Below are 16,457 nucleotides of genomic sequence, written 5' to 3' on the forward strand. Positions count from 1 at the left end.
GAGCCAGAGCAAACGGCTGTCGTGCCACCTCCAAGACCGATCGTTATGGCAAGCAAAGCCCCGAAAACGAGGGCTACGCTTCAATGCCGGTCAGGATACGGCTCGCTGCCGAGCAACATCGCTGACCCCTTCCGCATCCGGCGCATGGCCGTAGCTCATCTTGCGCATCTGTTCGATCACCCGCGCCATTTCATCGTCGGGCAGCACCGGCGGCTCACCGAGCGTCAGGACCTGCACATACATGCGCGACAGGGTCTCGATCTCGATAGCCAGCCAAAGTGCGGATTCCAATGTCTTGCCAAGCGATATCTGACCATGCTGGCCCAAGAGGCAGGCCAGCCGGTCTTTCAACGCCACCAGCGCATGATCCGACAGCGCCTGCGTGCCGAACGTGGCGTATTCAGCGCAGCGTACCGTCGTGCCGCCGGCAACACCTGTCATGTAGTGAAAGCTCGGTATCGTCTTGTGATGGCAGGCCAATGTCGTGGCATAGATCGAATGGCAATGCAGCACGACATTGATATCCGGCCGGTTCTTCAGGATGTCGCGATGGAAGCGCCATTCCGACGACGGACGGCGGCCGGTATAGCTGCCGTCGAAATCCATCTCCACCAGATCGTCCGGGGTCATCGTGTCATAGGCCAGCGAGGACGGCGTGACGAGGAAACCATTTTGTGTGCGCACCGACAGGTTTCCTGCCGTTCCCTGGTTGATGCCGCTGGAATTCATCCTGCGGCAGGTTTCGACCATATCGCCGCGTAGCGCCGCGATATCCGTATGGTGAGAGCTCATTGGGAGGACCTTTCATATATCGTGCTGAAATAAGTGGCCTGACTGGCCTTGTCCCGCCAATGACGGGTATAAGCCGCCAGATCGGCGGATGGATGCTGGAAAACCGGCGGCTTTTCGAGTGCGATCGCCGCACGCGCTGACCGGGTTCCGTGGCTGGCAAGAAGCGCGGTGCCGGAGGCAACGCCATAGGTGTCGAGATTGGAAACCGTGTCGCCCTGCGGCCGCAAGGCTGCCACCAGCCCCGCATAGAGCGGATCGCGCAGGAAACTGCCGTCTAGGATGACGCGTCCGCCGCTTCCCAGCGCATCGAGGCATTCGACCGTCAAAAGCGCGGTGTAGAGAACCGCCAACGCCTTGCGCCCGGCCGCATCGGCAGGCGGCGGACCGGCAATATGCCCCTCGCCGGCCCTGCCGGGAAACAGGCCGTCGTCATCGCCAAAGGATGGCAGCGCCATGGTGCCCTGCGTGATCATCAGGCTGACCAGTGCGGCATCGGCGTTGAGATGATCGTCGTCACCGGCGACATGGGTGAATTCGCGTCCACCCATCGTCAAGATGCCGCCGATAGGGTTGCCGTTGACGTCGCTGTTGCAGGTCATGCCCCGGTGTTCATTCAGCCGGTCAAGCGGCGTCTTTCCGCTGAGCGCAACGATCCAGGTGCCGGTGGAAACCACGGTCGCCTCATCGAACCCGGCCGCCTGGTAGCGATAGAAATTGGCGCTGCTGTCATGAATGCCTGCAAGAACCTTGATACCGGCCGGCAACCCATAGCGATCGGACAGGACCGGCCGGATCGTCCCGACCGTTGCCCACGCCTTGGCAAACGGCGGCAGCAGGTCTCTCCACCGCTGCGAGTGAACAATCGGCGACCAGCGCCGTTCGACCACATTCCACAGATGCGACTGCGCGCCAAGCACAGTCGCCTCCGACACCGCCACGCCCGACAGACGCCAGGCCCAGTATTGCGGCACGCCGAGAAACCAGCGCGCCCGGGAAAAGCCTTGCGGCTCCGCCTGCTGCATCCAGAACATCTGGCGGGCATGGTGGGTGGCGCCGTGCATCATCGCACTGCCCTTGTCAAAAAACGAACCGGACAACGCCGAGTAACGCATGCGGATATCGTCCGGAAGCGGCTGCTCGTAGTCGATCATCGGCAAGGCGGTGCCATCGCCCGCATCGGGATCCGGTCCCACGAGAACTCCCCCGGAGCCATGGCCCGATGAGACGAAGGTCGTCAGCGGATGGCGTTTGGCAAGACCTGCGAGATTGTCGAACACCCAGTCACCGAGCGCATCCAGATCATGATGACGCCACGGCCCGTCCGGGAGCACGGGATTGGGAATGGACAAAGTCTCAAGGATCGTGCCGGATGCCGTGACGGCATTAAGCTTCACATTGGTCTTGCCAACATCGAGGACAGCGACAGTCGCCGGCTGCAAGCCATCCCTTCGATCGTTCCGTAGCCCGTCCGCCATGTCCGTATCCCGCGCCCGCATACCCGTGCGGCTGTCCTCGCGATTGCGCGAACAGCCTCGATCGTCATATCAAACCGTATTGCCGCGCCTTATTGCGCAGGAACGGCAGGCCGTTGCCCATCACTTCGGCTTCGTCCTTGGCGACCGGCCGCCAGACGGCGAGGCCATAGGCCACCTGCGGCGGCATGTTGATGAAGCTTTCCATGGCAAGACCGCCCTTGAAGCCGATAGCGGCGAGCGCTGCATAGATTTCGTCCCACGGCACGTTGCCGTAGCCGGGCGTCCCCCGGTCGCTTTCTGAGAGGTGGATATATCTGATGTGGTCGCGGGCATCGAGAATGCCGTTGGCGGCACCCTTCTCCTCGATATTCATGTGATAGGTATCGAGATGCACAAAGACATTGTCGGCGCCGACGCGCTCGATCATGTCGACGGCCTGCTTGGCCGTGTTGATCAGGTGGTTCTCGTAGCGGTTGACCGCCTCGACGCCGAGTTCAATGCCGCGGGTCTTGGCATGTTTCGCCGCCGCCTGCAGGGCGCGGGCGATGTTGTCATATTCCTTTTCGGTCGGCGGAACGCCGGTGCGCTCGCCGATGCCGCCGAAGATGACGCCGGACAAGGCTTCGGCACCCATGTCCGCCGTCTTGTCGATCGCGACCTTGAGATATTCGACGGCCTTTTCGGGATGCACCGAGGCCCAGGCATGTTCCGGCAAGCCAAGCGAGCAGACAGAACGCAGCTTATGTTTCTCCAAGAGCTTGCGGCTATGCCCGGCATCGACGGCCGGCGCATCGAGAAGCGCGATCTCGATGAAATCCATCTCGTATTTGACGGCGGCGGCAATCGCCTTTTCCGCCCCTGCGTGGTCCCATGTCATGGTCCACATGCTGGTATGAACGCCAAAACCTTCCATGGTTTTATCCTTTTTTTCGCTTGAGAGATTTGAAGTGGCCTGCGGCAAAACGCAGGATCATCACCGTGATGAGCAGGATGCCCCAGACGGCTGTCGCCAGGTGCTGGTTGGCACCGAGAATGTTGAGGCCGGAGGACAGGAGCTGCAGGACCAGCAGCGCCACGGCCACCGGAATGACCCGGCCAAAACCGCCGAACGGATTGACACCGCCAAGGAAGCAGGCAAGCACCGTGATCAGCAGATAGGATTCGCCGTGGCCGACGCGCACCGAGTTGAAGCGGGCAAGCATAATGATGCCGGCAATCGCGCACATCGCGCCTGAAAGCGCATAGACAAGCACCAGCACCTTGCGGGTATTGACACCGGAATAGCGCGCCGCCTCGATATTCGAGCCGATCATATAGGTGTTGAAACCGAGCTTCATCCGCGTCAGCAGAAGATGCCAGATCAAGACGCAGCTGAAGAAGACAAGGAGCGGGATTGGAAAGCCGAAAATGCTGCCATGGCCAAGCGGCTGCAGAAATGCTGGAAACCCGGAGACGTCGCCGCCCCGCGTCAAGAATTCGCCGAGCCCGCGCAGAAAGATCATCATCGACAGAGAGACAAGGATCGGGTGGGCGCGGGTATAGGCGATCACCAGCCCCATGACCAGGCCACTCAACGCCCCGACGCCGATCCCAAGGACGGAGCCGAGGAAGAAGGCGAACGGGCCGGCATCGGCACCGCCATTCTGCTGCAGCACCCAGGCAACCGTCAGTCCGGCAATATTGGCGGTGAAGGTGATGGCAAGGTTGAGGCCACCGGTCAGCACCGGCAAAAGCATCGCAAGGGTCAAAAGACCGAGTTCCGGCAGCTGGAAAGCGACGGAGCCGAAGGTTGCCCAGCTGAAGAATTGCGGCGAGGCAAGACTGAAAACCACCAGCACGGCGATCAGCGCAAATCCCGGCCCGGCCATGTCCGGCCCCAGCGCCGTCCTGATGCGATTAAGGATTGCGGTCATTTGCGGCCCTCCTCCTGGCGCATGAACGGCAGCAGTTTTTCGATGCTGGTATTGGACAGGGTGATGGCGACGAGGATGATGGCGCCGACGATCATCTTGAACGCATAGGGGGAAACACCCGCCAGATTGAGCCCGTTCTGGGTGATCGAGATCAAAAGCACGCCGAGCACGCAGCCGAGCACCGATCCCTTGCCGCCGCCGAGCCGGGCACCGCCCAGAACTACCGCCGCCAACACATCCAGTTCGCGGCCGTAAAGCGCATTCGGAACCACTTCCTGCGCATAATGCGCCTGGATCAGCCCGCCGATCCCGGCCATCAGGCCAAGCCACCCAAAGGCAATGAACTGCATCGCGCCGATGTTGATGCCGAAACGGCGCGCGCCCTCCGGATTGTCACCGAAGGCATAGAGCTGGCGCCCGGTCGTGGTGCGGGTGATGAACACCCAGGTGGCGACCACGCAGATCAGCATGACCAGCACCGGCAGGGTGATCTCGATCCAGCTGCCATCGGCCATTTCGTGCTCGAACAGCACGACGCGCGACGTCAGCCAGTCCGGCAGATTGTAGATCGACACCCCGCGGGTGAAAAACATCAACAGGCCGAAATAGATATTGAAGGTGGCGATGGTCGCGACGATCGAGATGATCCGGAATTTATGGATCAGGAAGGCGTTGATGGCGCCTAGCAGCACGCCGAGTGCTCCGGCGATCAAAAGTCCGCTGATCCAACCTCCTCCGTCCATCCAGCCGAGCGCGAGGGCTGCGATATACTGGACAACGGAGGCGGCCACCGCAAATGAAATGTCGATGCCGCCGGCAATCAGCACAACCAGTAGGCCGACGGCGAAAATGATGTTGACCGAACTGGTATTGAGCAGATCGAACGCGTTGCCGAGCGAGAAAAACCGGTCGGTGATGACGGACAGAATGATGCTGATGATCGCGATGACGGCGAGCAGCGCGAATTCCGTCGCATGGGATTGAACGGCCTTACGCATAGACAGCTGCCTCTATATCCGCGAGCAAGCAGTCCGCTGGCATGAACTGGTTGACGACCCGCCCTTTTGCCATGTGCAGCACGCGGTCGGCATTGAAATAGACTTCCGGCACCTCGTCGGAGATCAAGACGATCGCGAGACCGGTCTCGGCGAGCTTGGCGACAATATCGAAAATGCCCGCCCGCGCGCCGACATCGACGCCGACGGTCGGCGCATCAAGGATGAGCAGCTTCGGATCGGTCGCCAGCCATTTGGCGATGGCAATGCGCTGCTGGTTACCACCAGACAAAGTAGAGATCGCATCGCCTTGCTTGCCGATCTTGACACCGAGATCGGCGATCCAACGGGCGACAAGATCGCGCTTGCGGCTGTCGGACAACAGCCCACCGGAGGTGATCTTGTCGAGCGAGGCAATGACCAGATTGTCGGCGATCGATTGCGGCTGGATCAGCCCAAGCGACAGCCGGTCCTCGGAGAGATAAGCGATCCCCGCCTCGATGGCGTCGCGGTTGGACGAAAAATGAACCGGCTTGCCTTCGAGTTTGACGGTACCGGACCGCGGTTTCAGCATGCCGAACAGAGACAGGGCCAGTTCGGTGCGCCCGGCCCCGAGCAATCCGGTAATCCCGAGTGTCTCGCCCCGCCGCACGGTAAAGGAAATGTCCTCGAACTGGCCGGGCCGGGACAGCCCCTCGACCTCCAGCACCACCGGATTGGCGCTGACATTACGGGCGCGCACCGTCTGGTCGAAAGTCTTGCCGGTCATCAATTCGGTAATGCGCGACTGGGTCATGCCTTCGGTCGAATAAGCCCCGACCAGCGCACCGTCGCGCAGCACCGTCAGCCGGCTGGAAATCTCCAGCACCTCGGCCAGCCGGTGGCTGACGAAAACGACGGCGACGCCGGAGGCAGAGAGCGTGCGAACGATTTCAAGAAGATGGTCGGTCTCCGACTGGGTCAGCGATGCCGTCGGCTCATCCATGAAGACGAGCTTTGCCTCGCCGACCAGGGCGCGGGCGATCGCCACGATCTGGCGCTGGGCGATGGCATAATCTTTGAGGGGCCGATCGACGTCGAGCGTCACGCCGAGCCGCGCCAGAGCCTTGATCGCCTTCTCTCGCATGCTGCTATAATTGACGAAACGCGGCCAGCGGCCGAGCAGCGTCTGGAATGCAATGTTTTCGGCAACCGTCATTTCCGGAAACAGCGCCAGGTCCTGCCAGATTACCTGGATTCCGGAATTCTGCGCCGTCACCGGCGACATATGCGAATAGGTCTGCCCGTCGAACTCGATCACCGCGCCATCCTGCGGGCGGTAAACGCCGGTGATGATCTTGATCAGCGTGCTCTTGCCCGAGCCGTTTTCACCGGCCAGGCAATGCACCTCGCCCGGCAGAACATCGAAGCTGACATCCTTCAAGGCTCTGACGCCACCGAACGTCATGTTGATGTTGCGCAGGGACAGAAGCGGCTTTTGGCCACTCTTAGCGCTCTCGCGTCCAGTCATCGGATCAACCTGTGAAAATGCGGATCTTTTAGAACTTCCGGGCACCGCCGAGCCGACCGAAGTCAGCCCAGCAGCCCGGGAGAACCTTTTTGGAAAAATTACAGGCCCATGCCTGCAAGCTCGTCCACGGTATCCTTGTTGATCGGCAAAAGCTGATCGACGATGATGTCGTTTCCGGCCGGCTTGATCACGCCGAGACCAGGAATGTCGTCGCCTTCCTTGACGCTTTCGCCCTTGATCAGGCGATCGGCCATGGTGACGAAGACTTCACCGGCCTGTTTTGGATTCCACATGAACCCGCCGGAGATTGCTCCGGACTTGATCAATTTCTGGCCCTGGCCGGGCGAGAATGGACCGAGCACGAAGATTTCACCGGTCTTGCGGCGCTCTTCGACGGCACGGCCGGCCCCGATCGGACCTTGGCTGCCGAAGGCAAGGAAGCCTTTCAGATCCGGATGAGCGGAGATCAGGTCGAGCGCCGTCGATCGGCTCTTGTCGACATCCTCGGCGACGCCGTAGCGTTCGCCGACGAGCTTCATGTCGGGATAGTTGGCCTTGAGATAGGCCACTGCTGCATCGGCCCAGGCATTGTGCAGGGGAACGGTCAGTGAGCCGACGAAGACGGCATATTCGCCCTTGCCGCCCGTCTTTTCGGCCAGAAGCTTGGCATGCGCTTCGCCGAAACCGGTCGAAGAGGCCAGTTCGAAATTCCAGTCCGCACCTTTCTGGCTCGGCGATTCATGGGTAATGACGAAAATGCCGGCTGCTTTTGCCTTGGCAAGAACCGGCTCAAGCACCTTGGCATCGTTCGGCACGACGCCGATGACCTTGACGCCTTGCGCGATCAGATCCTCGATGGCACGCACCTGCAGCGCCGGGTCGGCGCTGGTCGGACCGACCATGAAGGCATCGAGACCGAGCTTGGCACCCTGCTCCTTGATGCCTGCATCCATGGCGTTGAACCAAGGAATACCACCGATCTTGACGACGACGCCCACCTTGTCGGCGGCCAGCGCCGCAAACGACACGCCAAGCGACAGCGATGCAGCAAGCGCTGCAATCATAAACTTTTTCATGCTCTTCCTCCTCCAAACGTTTTCCGCGCAGGCAACAGGACCAGGCCGTGAAATGGCGGTCGCAGTTTCACCTCAGGTCGGCGCTGGAAATCGCATCCTCCACGTTGCCGCCTCCTCAAGCGGACCTCGCTGCACAATCGATATTTCTTTTTGCACAATCGATGGTGCAAATAATATGTTTTGGTTTTAAACTTTCGTCAAGGGGAAATTGGCACTAAGCAGATGAACGGAGGATTGGATGAAGCACCAGGGCAAAAAGAAGGCGACGATCTACGATCTTTCGGTCCTGTCCGGCTGTTCTGCCTCGACCGTCAGCGCCGTTCTCAACGGCACATGGCGCAAGCGGCGGATCAAGGAAAGCACGGCAGAACTGATCCAGGACCTTGCCGAACAGCACCAGTATACCGCCAACCTGCAGGCAAGAGGCCTGCGCAGTTCCCGCTCCGGCCTAGTCGGCCTGCTTCTACCCGTACACGACAACCGCTATTTCTCCTCGATGGCGCAGACCTTCGAGGCGCAGGTGCGCAGCCACGGCAAATGCCCGGTCGTCGTTAGCGCCTCGCGCGATCCGCAGGAAGAACTGGCAACAGTCGCAACGCTGATATCCTATTCGATCGACGAACTGTTCATCGCCGGCGCCACCGATCCCGACAGCGTTCATGACCTCTGCGATGCCGCCGGCATTCGCCACATCAATATCGACCTTCCCGGGACCAAGGCGCCGTCGGTGATCAGCGACAACTACCAGGGCGCGCGAATGCTGACGCAGGCAATCATCAAGCGGTTCGACGATGCTGCCATGCCGCTGGAGCCGGAGGAGCTTTTCCTGTTCGGCGGGCGCAACGACCATGCCAGCCGCGAGCGCATCAAGGGTTTTCGCGATATCAAGACCGAACTGCTCGGCCATGACAGCGACGCCTGTATCCAGCCGACCGGCTATTCGCCGAACATGACGCAGAAGGCTTTCGAGGCTTTCTACGAGCGCGAAGGAAAACTGCCGCGCGGACTGTTCATCAACTCTTCAATTAACTTCGAAGGCCTGCTGCGCTTCATGGCGCAGCACCCGCACGAGACCTTCGCCGACATCGTCGTCGGCTGCTATGACTACGATCCCTTCGGCTCTTTCCTGCCCTTCCCGGTCATCATGATCCGACAGGACAGCGAAAGCATGCTGGCCAAAGCCTTCGAACTCATCGAAGAAGTTCGTCCTGCCGTGAAGATCCACCTGATCCAGCCCGAACTTGTCCATCCCCGCACGGCCCTCAAGGGGCCGCTCGATTCCATCCGTGACATCGACGCCTGATCCGCCGCCGCCATAAAAAGCGGTGCCTTATCGTTGGAAGGACCTCCCTTGGTGAACATCCTGGAGGGGTCCGAGCGGACGCAAGAATGCGCGTTGCGAAAAGGCCCCGTGCTCGGATCGCCGGCCTGATGGCACGGATCTTAGTCTGCGGTGACCTCCCAATGATCGTCTGGATTGAACGTTTTAATGCCGGCCGCCATCGATTCCGTTTTCTCACCAAGGTTGGCCTGGTACACCGTCCCGTTCGCATTCACCGTGAAAGTGTGCACGCCGGTCTCGCCGTACCGGATCGGCCAGGCGATCAGGGCAAATCCGGCGATCATATTGCCGTTGATCACGTAGTCGAACTTGCCACCGGCGATGTTCGGTCCCTGGCTCTCGATGATCCTGTAGCGGTAGCCGTAATAGCCTTCCCCGGCCTTGGCTTTATCGAGCGCGGCATTGCCGTCGAGCGCATTGCCGGCCGGACTTTCGCCCTCACCGAGGTCTGGCGACCAGAATAACCCGTCGGTCTTGCCCGGGCTGCTGATTAGTTTTCGCGCGTATTCCAGCACGCCGTCCCCGTCGTGGTCGGCGGCGGCATATTCCTTCTGTGCGTCAACATAGGCCCGCATCGTTTCGATCGTCTGCAGTTCGTTCTCGCCGACGCGGCGGTTGATTATCTCCTCGAAGCCGGCATAGGTGTCGAACGACCACTTGCCGTCCTTGCCCTTGACGACCGGGAACGGCAGCGGCCAAAGCTTCTCGCCGATCTCGACGATCTTCCGGCCATCGATCTCTTGGATGATTGACTTGATCTTCGCGCCGTCGCGTATCTCCGCATAGGTGTCCAGAACGCCCTCACCCGCCTTCAACTTGGCTGGGTTAAGGCCGAGCAGCGCCGCGAACCTGTCGAAATCGTCGGCCGTGAGCGCGGCCTTCAATGCATCGACAGCTTGTTCAGGTGTATCGAACACGGGTGGATCGGTCGGAGAGGCAAAGGATGAAATGGATGCTGCGTCCGATGGTTCGGCCGCTGCCGAAACGGCTGCCGGCCCGAGCAGGATCACCGAAAATATCGGACCCAGGACCACGTTTCTGAAGGACATTGTCATGGCTGTCTTCCTTGTTTGTGCGGTCAGCGGCGACGGCCACCGCCTCGGTGGACCTGGCGATTGCCGCCGCCGCGGTTGCCGCCACTCATGGCCTGCCTGCCGCGGTTGGACTGGATCTGCGCGCGCCTGCCGCTGTCCACATTTCCAAGGGCGGGGGGTCTCCTTGCTCGGTTGTCTACCCGGGCTGCGGGCTTGGCCTTAGCCACCGGGCGCTTGGCGTTTGGCTGCGGCTTGATTTTTCCGGAGGCCTTGTTGACCTTGGCTTCCGGCCTGCGGTTTTGAGCTGCTTGAGCCGCTTTCTTCTCCGGCCGGTTCCGGTTGATCCGGTCGGCGTCGATTTTGCTCTTGCGGACGTCGTTGACGCTGATGTTGCCCGGCTTGTTACGGGTGTTCGTCAGGCGGTCATTGCCGATGATGTTGCCCTTGTTGCGGTTGCCGTCGGCCTGGATGTTGTTACGGAAGGCCGTTCGATCGATGTTGTTGAACTGGTTCTTGTCGAACTTGATCTTGCTGCGATCGACGTTCTTCCAATCAAGATCGTTGATGTTCACCTTGCCGTTGATGTTGTTGAAGCAGTTGTTGCAATCGATATCGACATTGCCGTTCCAGCGCCCCCCCGCGACGCCCCAGCGGTTCCAGTCAACGGCTGCGACCCAAACCGCTCCTGTCACTACCCCCGCGAAAAAGGTTGCGGTCGGGTAGTAGTAGTTCGGATAGGGTTCCGGATAATAGGCGATCGGCGCTGCGACGTAGCCCGGCTGGTAGAGCATCTCGGGCTCATATTGCGGGACGTAGATCTTCTCCGGGTTCGCCGCCACGATAACGACGTTGTCGTTTTCCTGGCTGACCTTGATCTTGTCATCGGTCTTGATGATGCCATCGGCGACAGCCTTGTCGCGCAATTGCTGGATCGCGATCAGCACGTCCTTTTGCTGGTAGGACAGCGCATCTCCGAGCGACTGCGTCCAGTCCAGATCATCGCTCATCATAGTGACGATCTGCGGATAGTTCAAAAGCGAGACGATACTGCCATCCCATGTCGACTTCGGCTTTAGCTTGGCGTTCTTTTTAAGCTGGCCTTGAAAGCGGGCCGCCTCAACGATCTGCAAGGGATAGAGCGAGGCTGATGAAATCAGTGCAACAAGTTCGTCTGGATAAAGCGCGATCCGCGCGACGAGGATCTCGAGTTCGTCCTCGGTCAGCGGAGCCGGGGTGTCATCCTGCGTGGCGTCCGAAACGGCTGCAGCGGTATCCTGGGCGAAGGCCGACGGCCATCCGAAGCGTTCAATCGGTATTCCGGCCAGAGACAGGCACAGTCCCGTGGCGATTAGCAGTCGATACCGTCCGGTCATCTCAAATGCTCCTATTCTGCTCCAGCCGATCAAGCCGCAATGGCCCTCGATCGACGCTGCGTTTTCGGACGGCGATCCGGTTCCCCAGGCTCCCCCCGTGATAAATCCAGGTGCTGACATCGTGTCCGAAATGCGAAAAGCGAAACGTGTCTCTGCCACTGGATGTTCAAAAGCATCCTCCGATGCTGCCAACCGTCAGGCAATTCCTTTTCCGGGCGTGTGTCAATGCCATATCGGGCATTGGTGAAGTCCTTCATTCAGCCCCTTTGAGGCGCGGCTGGATACCCAGGACCACGTTGTGCCACCATTGTTCAATCGCGCGGATGGCTGATCCATCTGCCAGTTCGGGTGTTCCAGATGGAGACCTGATGACGAAGGCTTGAAAGCAATCCGGGAACATTGCATTACCGGCACCGATACGATCGAACCCGGAACGCACCATGAAGACCCTAGAGAGCCGGCCCATCCAGGCCAATCCGCTTGTTTTCGCAATCGCGCTTGGTACGGGTGGGTTGCTGAGCTTGATGGTGCATTTGAATGGCGAGCTCGCCCAATTCGGCAATCCGCTTTTTTCATCCTGGGTTGCTCATGGGACCGGAACGGTTGCAGCGCTTGTGCTTCTTGCCGTGTTTTACCGGATTGCGAGAAAAAGCGGGATGAACCCCCCTGCGCCCTTCTGGGCTTATCTTGGAGGCATATCGGGCGCTGCGACCGTCATCCTGTCTTCTCTTACCGTCAATTCGCCGGTCGGACTTCCGGGCACCCTGGCCCTTGGCCTTGCCGGTCAGCTGGCCTTCAGCTTTTCCGCAGACAAATGGGGTCTGTTCGGCTTGCCGAAACGGCCGTTGGCAGGGCGGGATTTCGTCGCGCTCGCCCTTGTTCTTTCAGGCAGCACGCTCATCATTTTTTCGAGTTCGATATGACCCTGTTCGTTTTCTACGCCTGTATGGCCGGCATCCTCATCGGTCTCAGCCGGCAACTCAATGGGCGGCTCAGCTTGTCCACGTCACCCCTCATTGCATCCTTCTGGAACCACGCCGTCGGCTTCGGGTTTCTGACGATTATCGGGCTTTCCATCGGCGGGCTCATACCCGGCGGCGCCTTTGAGGCCCCGTGGTATGCCTATCTTGGCGGCCCTGTCGGCGTTGTCTTCGTTGCCTCCGGCAGCTGGTTGATCACGCGCATCGGCGCCACGAATACCGCTCTCATGATCATCGGAGGTCAAATGTCTGGTGGGGTGGCGATAAACCTGCTGCAGTCGGCGACATCGGCATTCTGGCTGGCAAGCCTTGGGGTCGTCCTCATCATGAGCGGTATGGTCATCTCGCAACGCCGGACCAAGGGTTGACAAGGGGGTCTGCGGCGATGGCCGGACGAAAAGACAATCCGTGCGAGGCGGGTCCATCAGGCTCCGCTACCATGTCGCAAAAGGTAAATTTGTTTCCCGAAGACCCCATCTAAGAAACAGAATTACTCTACAATTGATGTGGACCATATCAAACTGATGGCGCGCATCCGATAACTTTACTCCCACCTTCACAGGAGCATGGCGCCGGACCGCTCTCCTTGGCCGGACAGGGATGGTCGGCTGCGCGCGCGGCAGAACGGATTACTGAAGTGAAGGCAGCGACAGTCTGACGAACGGCTCCAAGCGACCGCGGGTGCTCCGGTGCCCTGCTTCCGGGAAGCCGTCGTCACATCACCACGCATAACCGTTCATTCGAAAGACAAAGTCGATGCCAACCCGCCAGCTTCACCTCGGCGCCTTCATGCGGCCGGTCAGCCTTCACACAGCCGCTTGGCGCTATCCCGGCGCGTATCCGGATGCCAACTTCAATTTCCGTCATCTGAAGGTTTTTGCGGAAACGCTGGAACGCGCGAAATTCGACGCCTTCTTCATGGCTGATCACCTCGCCGTTCTCAACATGCCGATCGATGCGTTACGGCGCAGCCATACGGTCACATCTTTCGAACCTTTCACCCTGCTATCGGCATTGGCGACAGCCACCAGCCGGATTGGGCTCGTGGCGACGGCATCGACGACGTTCGATGAGCCGTATCATATCGCGCGCCGCTTCGCTTCACTCGACCATATCAGCGAGGGGCGCGCCGGCTGGAACATCGTCACGACATCGAACCCGGATGCTGCCCTCAATTTCGGGCTTGAGGATCATGTCGAGCACGCGGAACGTTATCGTCGTGCCCGCGAATTCTACGATGTCGTCACCGGTTTATGGGACAGTTTTGCCGACGATGCTTTTATCCGCAATGCGGCTTCCGGGCTCTATTTCGACCCGGAAAAACTGCATGTCCTCGACCACAAGGGCGACTACCTTTCAGTGCGCGGTCCGCTCAATATCGCCCGGCCGCCGCAGGGTTGGCCGGTGATCGTCCAGGCCGGAGCATCCGAGCCGGGCCGCCAGCTTGCAGCCGAAACGGCAGAGGTGATCTTCGGTTCTTCGCCGGATCTGGAGGTGGGCAAGAGCTTCTATGCCGATGTCAAAGGCCGCATGGAGAAGATCGGACGCAACCGCGATCATCTGAAAGTGCTGCCGGGTGCCTTCGTGGTCGTCGGCGATACCATTCACGAGGCAAAGGCCAAACGCGCCCATCTAGACAGCCTGGTGCACTACGAGAGCGCCATTGCCTCGCTGTCCATCGCGCTTGGACACGATGCTTCAAGCTTCGATCCCGACGCACCATTGCCGCGCGACATTCCCGATACCAACGCCAGCAAGACCGGGCGCGCGCATGTTCTGCAGCTGGCGGAGCGGGAGGGCCTGACCGTGCGGCAACTCGCGCAGCGCTACGGCGGCTATTCGGGCCTTTCCTTTGTCGGAACGCCAGCCAGCATCGCCGACGAGATGGAGACTTGGCTTTTCGAAAACGGTTGCGACGGGTTCAACGTGGTATTCCCGTATCTCCCACAGGGGCTGACCGACGTTGCCGAAAAGTTGGTACCCGAACTGCAACGGCGCGGCCTGTTCAGACGCGAATATGAAGGTACGACGCTGCGCGAACATCTCGGACTGCCCCGGCCGGCCAACCGTTTCTTCGATAAGAGAGGCGCCGCACAGGCTCCGGGCTGAGGGCCTGCCAACCACCCTGTCGCACCATCAAGAATGCCCCCAGGAAAGGATCTTCACCATGGCAACCAAGCCAACCACCCTAACGGTGCTGAAGACCGACACTTGGCCGGCCGTGCACCGGCTGTGGGAAGCTCTATGCGAAGAGGCGACGGCGGCGGCAAAAAAGGACGCGGCGCTGGTGCGGCCGATGAACTCCGCCGTGCTCTATCATTCCAGCTTCGCCTATGCGCTTGCCCACCGGCTGGCATTGAAACTCGCCAATCACGATATGGACCAGGAAGAGCTCCTGTCTTTGATCCATCAGGCGTTCCTGACCGATCCGGAGCTGCTCCACGCGGCGGCGGCTGATCTGGAGGCTGTAAAAGATCGCGATCCGAGCAATACTGAAATTCTGACGCCATTTCTTTATTTCAAGGGATTTCTGGCCCTGCAGGCGCATCGCGTGGCGCATGGGCTTTGGCTTGGCGATCGGCCTCATCTGGCCCGCCATATGCAGAGCCGTATCTCCGAAGTCTTCGGTATCGACATTCATCCCGCCGCCAAGATGGGCAAGGGCATCATGCTTGACCACGGGAACGGCCTGGTGATCGGCGAAACGGCCGTAGTCGAGGATGATGTGTCCATTCTCCAGAACGTCACGCTCGGCGGTACCGGCAAGGACACCGGAGACCGTCATCCGAAGATCCGGCGCGGCGCGTTGATCGGCGCGGGTGCCAATATTCTCGGCAATATCGAGATCGGGACCGGCGCCAAGGTCGGAGCCGGCAGCGTCGTGGTATCGCACGTGCTGCCCTATACCTCCGTGGTCGGCGTCCCGGCCCGCCCAATCGGCCAGCGCCATTCCGTTCTGCCGGGCGTGACCATGGATCAGGCCCTGCCGGAGCCGGAATACGTGATCTGAGCGTGGCTGCAGTACTTGTTTATGGTAACGCTCGGCGATTCCCGCACCCAGTAGCTGCGCCAATCTCGACAGCGGTACTTTTCGTGCCTGACACGGATATCCGGCACTGCGGCTATTTCCCAGAACTGCCCGGACGGCAACGCGCTGACATCTGTAGTAAACTTGCTGTCGCTCCGGAGCGGTTGCACCGTTCCTGCCAGTTCAAGCTTCTCACTTCGCGAATCGAGATTCTCCCCCAGGCCGTAGTAGGCCTGGGGGAGAATTGCAGAGTTTACCTCAGGAACGACCCGGCAAATCCTGTCTGCAAATCGACTAGGCAGCTGCCAGTGCCTTTTCGATATCCTGTATGGAATGGCCGGTCAGGTCCTTGTCGATCTCGCCGACAAGGATTTCGGACAGGGATTTGTGGTAGCCCTTGCGAAGTTCGCCGAGTGTCCGCGGCGCTGCGATGATGACAAGGTTTTTGATCTTGCCGTCCAGAACCTGCTTGTTCAGCATTTCAGCAATGCCCCTGCCGAAGCCATCTTCCTCCTGCTGGCTGTCATCCGGGTTGGCCGCGCTGCTGGAATGGCGACCACCGGAGGATATTTTCGAGCTGTCGATATCAGGCTCCGCCATTGCCCTGAGCTTGATATTGGAAGCGTCGCCCTCGTTTTGAAACAGGCTAAACTTTTCTCCGTCTGCCACGGCGATAACGGTGTTCTCGGGAAGGTTCATTTTGGTCTCCACGTTTTGCCGGCTTTATGCTGGCGGGACGGCCGAATATTTTTTCAGCTCTGCGTCAACCGTTTCAGCCGGACTAATGTTCCGAGATAATTCGATCGTTCAGCGGCATGATGCGACCGCCGGCGGCTTTCACCCGGGCCGTGCACTGGCACAGGTGGGTCCTGCAGCGTTTTCTCTGCCAAGCTCAGGTCAGTGCAAACTGTTGCCCCCGCGGCGATCTATTGAAGGCTG

Annotated in this window: 15 protein-coding genes; 5 read left to right on the forward strand and 10 right to left on the reverse strand. The window is 60.0% G+C overall.

The window, feature by feature from the left end:
- Nucleotides 1-90: 90 nt before the first annotated feature.
- The 7 genes from ACP7E6_RS15110 to ACP7E6_RS15140 form a co-directional block, all read right to left on the reverse strand.
- Nucleotides 91-792, reverse strand: coding sequence for a class II aldolase/adducin family protein (locus ACP7E6_RS15110; protein WP_426230535.1), 702 nt, complete (start codon nt 790-792; stop codon nt 91-93).
- Entirely contained in the window at nt 789-2,267 is a 1,479-nt protein-coding gene (locus ACP7E6_RS15115; RefSeq protein WP_426230537.1) for an FGGY-family carbohydrate kinase, read from the reverse strand. The genes ACP7E6_RS15110 and ACP7E6_RS15115 overlap by 4 nt, the downstream gene beginning before the upstream one ends.
- A 64-nt stretch (nt 2,268-2,331) precedes the next feature.
- On the reverse strand, nt 2,332-3,180 hold the full coding sequence (locus ACP7E6_RS15120; RefSeq protein ID WP_426230539.1) for a sugar phosphate isomerase/epimerase family protein: 849 nt from the start codon (nt 3,178-3,180) through the stop codon (nt 2,332-2,334).
- 4 nt (nt 3,181-3,184) lie between these two features.
- Entirely contained in the window at nt 3,185-4,180 is a 996-nt protein-coding gene (locus ACP7E6_RS15125) for an ABC transporter permease (RefSeq protein ID WP_426230540.1), read from the reverse strand.
- Nucleotides 4,177-5,178: an ABC transporter permease gene (locus ACP7E6_RS15130; protein WP_426230542.1), complete on the reverse strand. Its 1,002-nt coding sequence runs from the start codon at nt 5,176-5,178 to the stop codon at nt 4,177-4,179. Before ACP7E6_RS15130 ends, ACP7E6_RS15125 begins: the two co-directional genes overlap by 4 nt.
- On the reverse strand, nt 5,171-6,685 hold the full coding sequence (locus ACP7E6_RS15135) for a sugar ABC transporter ATP-binding protein (protein ID WP_426230543.1): 1,515 nt from the start codon (nt 6,683-6,685) through the stop codon (nt 5,171-5,173). The genes ACP7E6_RS15130 and ACP7E6_RS15135 overlap by 8 nt, the downstream gene beginning before the upstream one ends.
- Nucleotides 6,686-6,783: 98 nt before the next feature.
- A complete protein-coding gene (locus ACP7E6_RS15140) occupies nt 6,784-7,761 on the reverse strand; it encodes an autoinducer 2 ABC transporter substrate-binding protein (RefSeq protein ID WP_426230545.1) in 978 nt (325 codons plus the stop codon).
- Between the two features lie 238 nt (nt 7,762-7,999).
- Here ACP7E6_RS15140 and ACP7E6_RS15145 point away from each other — a divergent pair, with 238 nt between their 5' ends.
- The gene (locus ACP7E6_RS15145) at nt 8,000-9,064 is read left to right on the forward strand and encodes a LacI family DNA-binding transcriptional regulator (protein ID WP_426230547.1); all 1,065 of its coding nucleotides are present in this window, start codon (nt 8,000-8,002) and stop codon (nt 9,062-9,064) included.
- A gap of 140 nt (nt 9,065-9,204) precedes the next feature.
- On the opposite strand, the gene ACP7E6_RS15150 is transcribed toward ACP7E6_RS15145, so the two are convergent.
- Nucleotides 9,205-10,158: a DUF2950 domain-containing protein gene (locus tag ACP7E6_RS15150; RefSeq protein WP_426230548.1), complete on the reverse strand. Its 954-nt coding sequence runs from the start codon at nt 10,156-10,158 to the stop codon at nt 9,205-9,207.
- A 23-nt stretch (nt 10,159-10,181) separates the two neighbouring features.
- Complete coding sequence (locus ACP7E6_RS15155) at nt 10,182-11,510, reverse strand: DUF3300 domain-containing protein (protein WP_426230549.1); 1,329 nt, start codon at nt 11,508-11,510, stop codon at nt 10,182-10,184.
- 440 nt (nt 11,511-11,950) lie between these two features.
- On the opposite strand from ACP7E6_RS15155, the gene ACP7E6_RS15160 reads away from it, so the two are divergent.
- From ACP7E6_RS15160 to cysE, 4 genes are all read left to right on the forward strand, one after another.
- Entirely contained in the window at nt 11,951-12,433 is a 483-nt protein-coding gene (locus tag ACP7E6_RS15160) for a DMT family transporter (protein WP_426230551.1), read from the forward strand.
- Complete coding sequence (locus ACP7E6_RS15165) at nt 12,430-12,858, forward strand: DMT family transporter (RefSeq protein ID WP_426230552.1); 429 nt, start codon at nt 12,430-12,432, stop codon at nt 12,856-12,858. Before ACP7E6_RS15160 ends, ACP7E6_RS15165 begins: the two co-directional genes overlap by 4 nt.
- Nucleotides 12,859-13,246: 388 nt before the next feature.
- A complete protein-coding gene (locus tag ACP7E6_RS15170) occupies nt 13,247-14,599 on the forward strand; it encodes an LLM class flavin-dependent oxidoreductase (protein ID WP_426230553.1) in 1,353 nt (450 codons plus the stop codon).
- Between the two features lie 58 nt (nt 14,600-14,657).
- Nucleotides 14,658-15,500 (forward strand): serine O-acetyltransferase, encoded by an 843-nt coding sequence (gene cysE, locus ACP7E6_RS15175; RefSeq protein ID WP_426230555.1) that lies wholly within the window; start codon nt 14,658-14,660, stop codon nt 15,498-15,500.
- A gap of 312 nt (nt 15,501-15,812) precedes the next feature.
- Here cysE and ACP7E6_RS15180 read toward each other — a convergent pair whose 3' ends face one another.
- Nucleotides 15,813-16,217, reverse strand: coding sequence for a host attachment family protein (locus tag ACP7E6_RS15180; RefSeq protein ID WP_426230557.1), 405 nt, complete (start codon nt 16,215-16,217; stop codon nt 15,813-15,815).
- Between the last annotated feature and the right edge of the window lie 240 nt (nt 16,218-16,457).

The organism is Pararhizobium sp. DWP3-4 (assembly GCF_049898205.1).
Lineage (GTDB): Bacteria > Pseudomonadota > Alphaproteobacteria > Rhizobiales > Rhizobiaceae > Pararhizobium.

Excerpts from the sequence above, each read along its gene's own strand:
- ACP7E6_RS15110 (WP_426230535.1), bottom strand. The coding sequence starts at position 792 with ATGAGCTCTCACCATACGGATATCGCGGCGCTACGCGGCGATATGGTC.
- ACP7E6_RS15115 (WP_426230537.1), bottom strand. The coding sequence starts at position 2,267 with ATGGCGGACGGGCTACGGAACGATCGAAGGGATGGCTTGCAGCCGGCG.
- ACP7E6_RS15120 (WP_426230539.1), bottom strand. The coding sequence starts at position 3,180 with ATGGAAGGTTTTGGCGTTCATACCAGCATGTGGACCATGACATGGGAC.
- ACP7E6_RS15125 (WP_426230540.1), bottom strand. The coding sequence starts at position 4,180 with ATGACCGCAATCCTTAATCGCATCAGGACGGCGCTGGGGCCGGACATG.
- ACP7E6_RS15130 (WP_426230542.1), bottom strand. The coding sequence starts at position 5,178 with ATGCGTAAGGCCGTTCAATCCCATGCGACGGAATTCGCGCTGCTCGCC.
- ACP7E6_RS15135 (WP_426230543.1), bottom strand. The coding sequence starts at position 6,685 with ATGACTGGACGCGAGAGCGCTAAGAGTGGCCAAAAGCCGCTTCTGTCC.
- ACP7E6_RS15140 (WP_426230545.1), bottom strand. The coding sequence starts at position 7,761 with ATGAAAAAGTTTATGATTGCAGCGCTTGCTGCATCGCTGTCGCTTGGC.
- ACP7E6_RS15145 (WP_426230547.1), top strand. The coding sequence starts at position 8,000 with ATGAAGCACCAGGGCAAAAAGAAGGCGACGATCTACGATCTTTCGGTC.
- ACP7E6_RS15150 (WP_426230548.1), bottom strand. The coding sequence starts at position 10,158 with ATGACAATGTCCTTCAGAAACGTGGTCCTGGGTCCGATATTTTCGGTG.
- ACP7E6_RS15155 (WP_426230549.1), bottom strand. The coding sequence starts at position 11,510 with ATGACCGGACGGTATCGACTGCTAATCGCCACGGGACTGTGCCTGTCT.
- ACP7E6_RS15160 (WP_426230551.1), top strand. The coding sequence starts at position 11,951 with ATGAAGACCCTAGAGAGCCGGCCCATCCAGGCCAATCCGCTTGTTTTC.
- ACP7E6_RS15165 (WP_426230552.1), top strand. The coding sequence starts at position 12,430 with ATGACCCTGTTCGTTTTCTACGCCTGTATGGCCGGCATCCTCATCGGT.
- ACP7E6_RS15170 (WP_426230553.1), top strand. The coding sequence starts at position 13,247 with ATGCCAACCCGCCAGCTTCACCTCGGCGCCTTCATGCGGCCGGTCAGC.
- cysE (WP_426230555.1), top strand. The coding sequence starts at position 14,658 with ATGGCAACCAAGCCAACCACCCTAACGGTGCTGAAGACCGACACTTGG.
- ACP7E6_RS15180 (WP_426230557.1), bottom strand. The coding sequence starts at position 16,217 with ATGAACCTTCCCGAGAACACCGTTATCGCCGTGGCAGACGGAGAAAAG.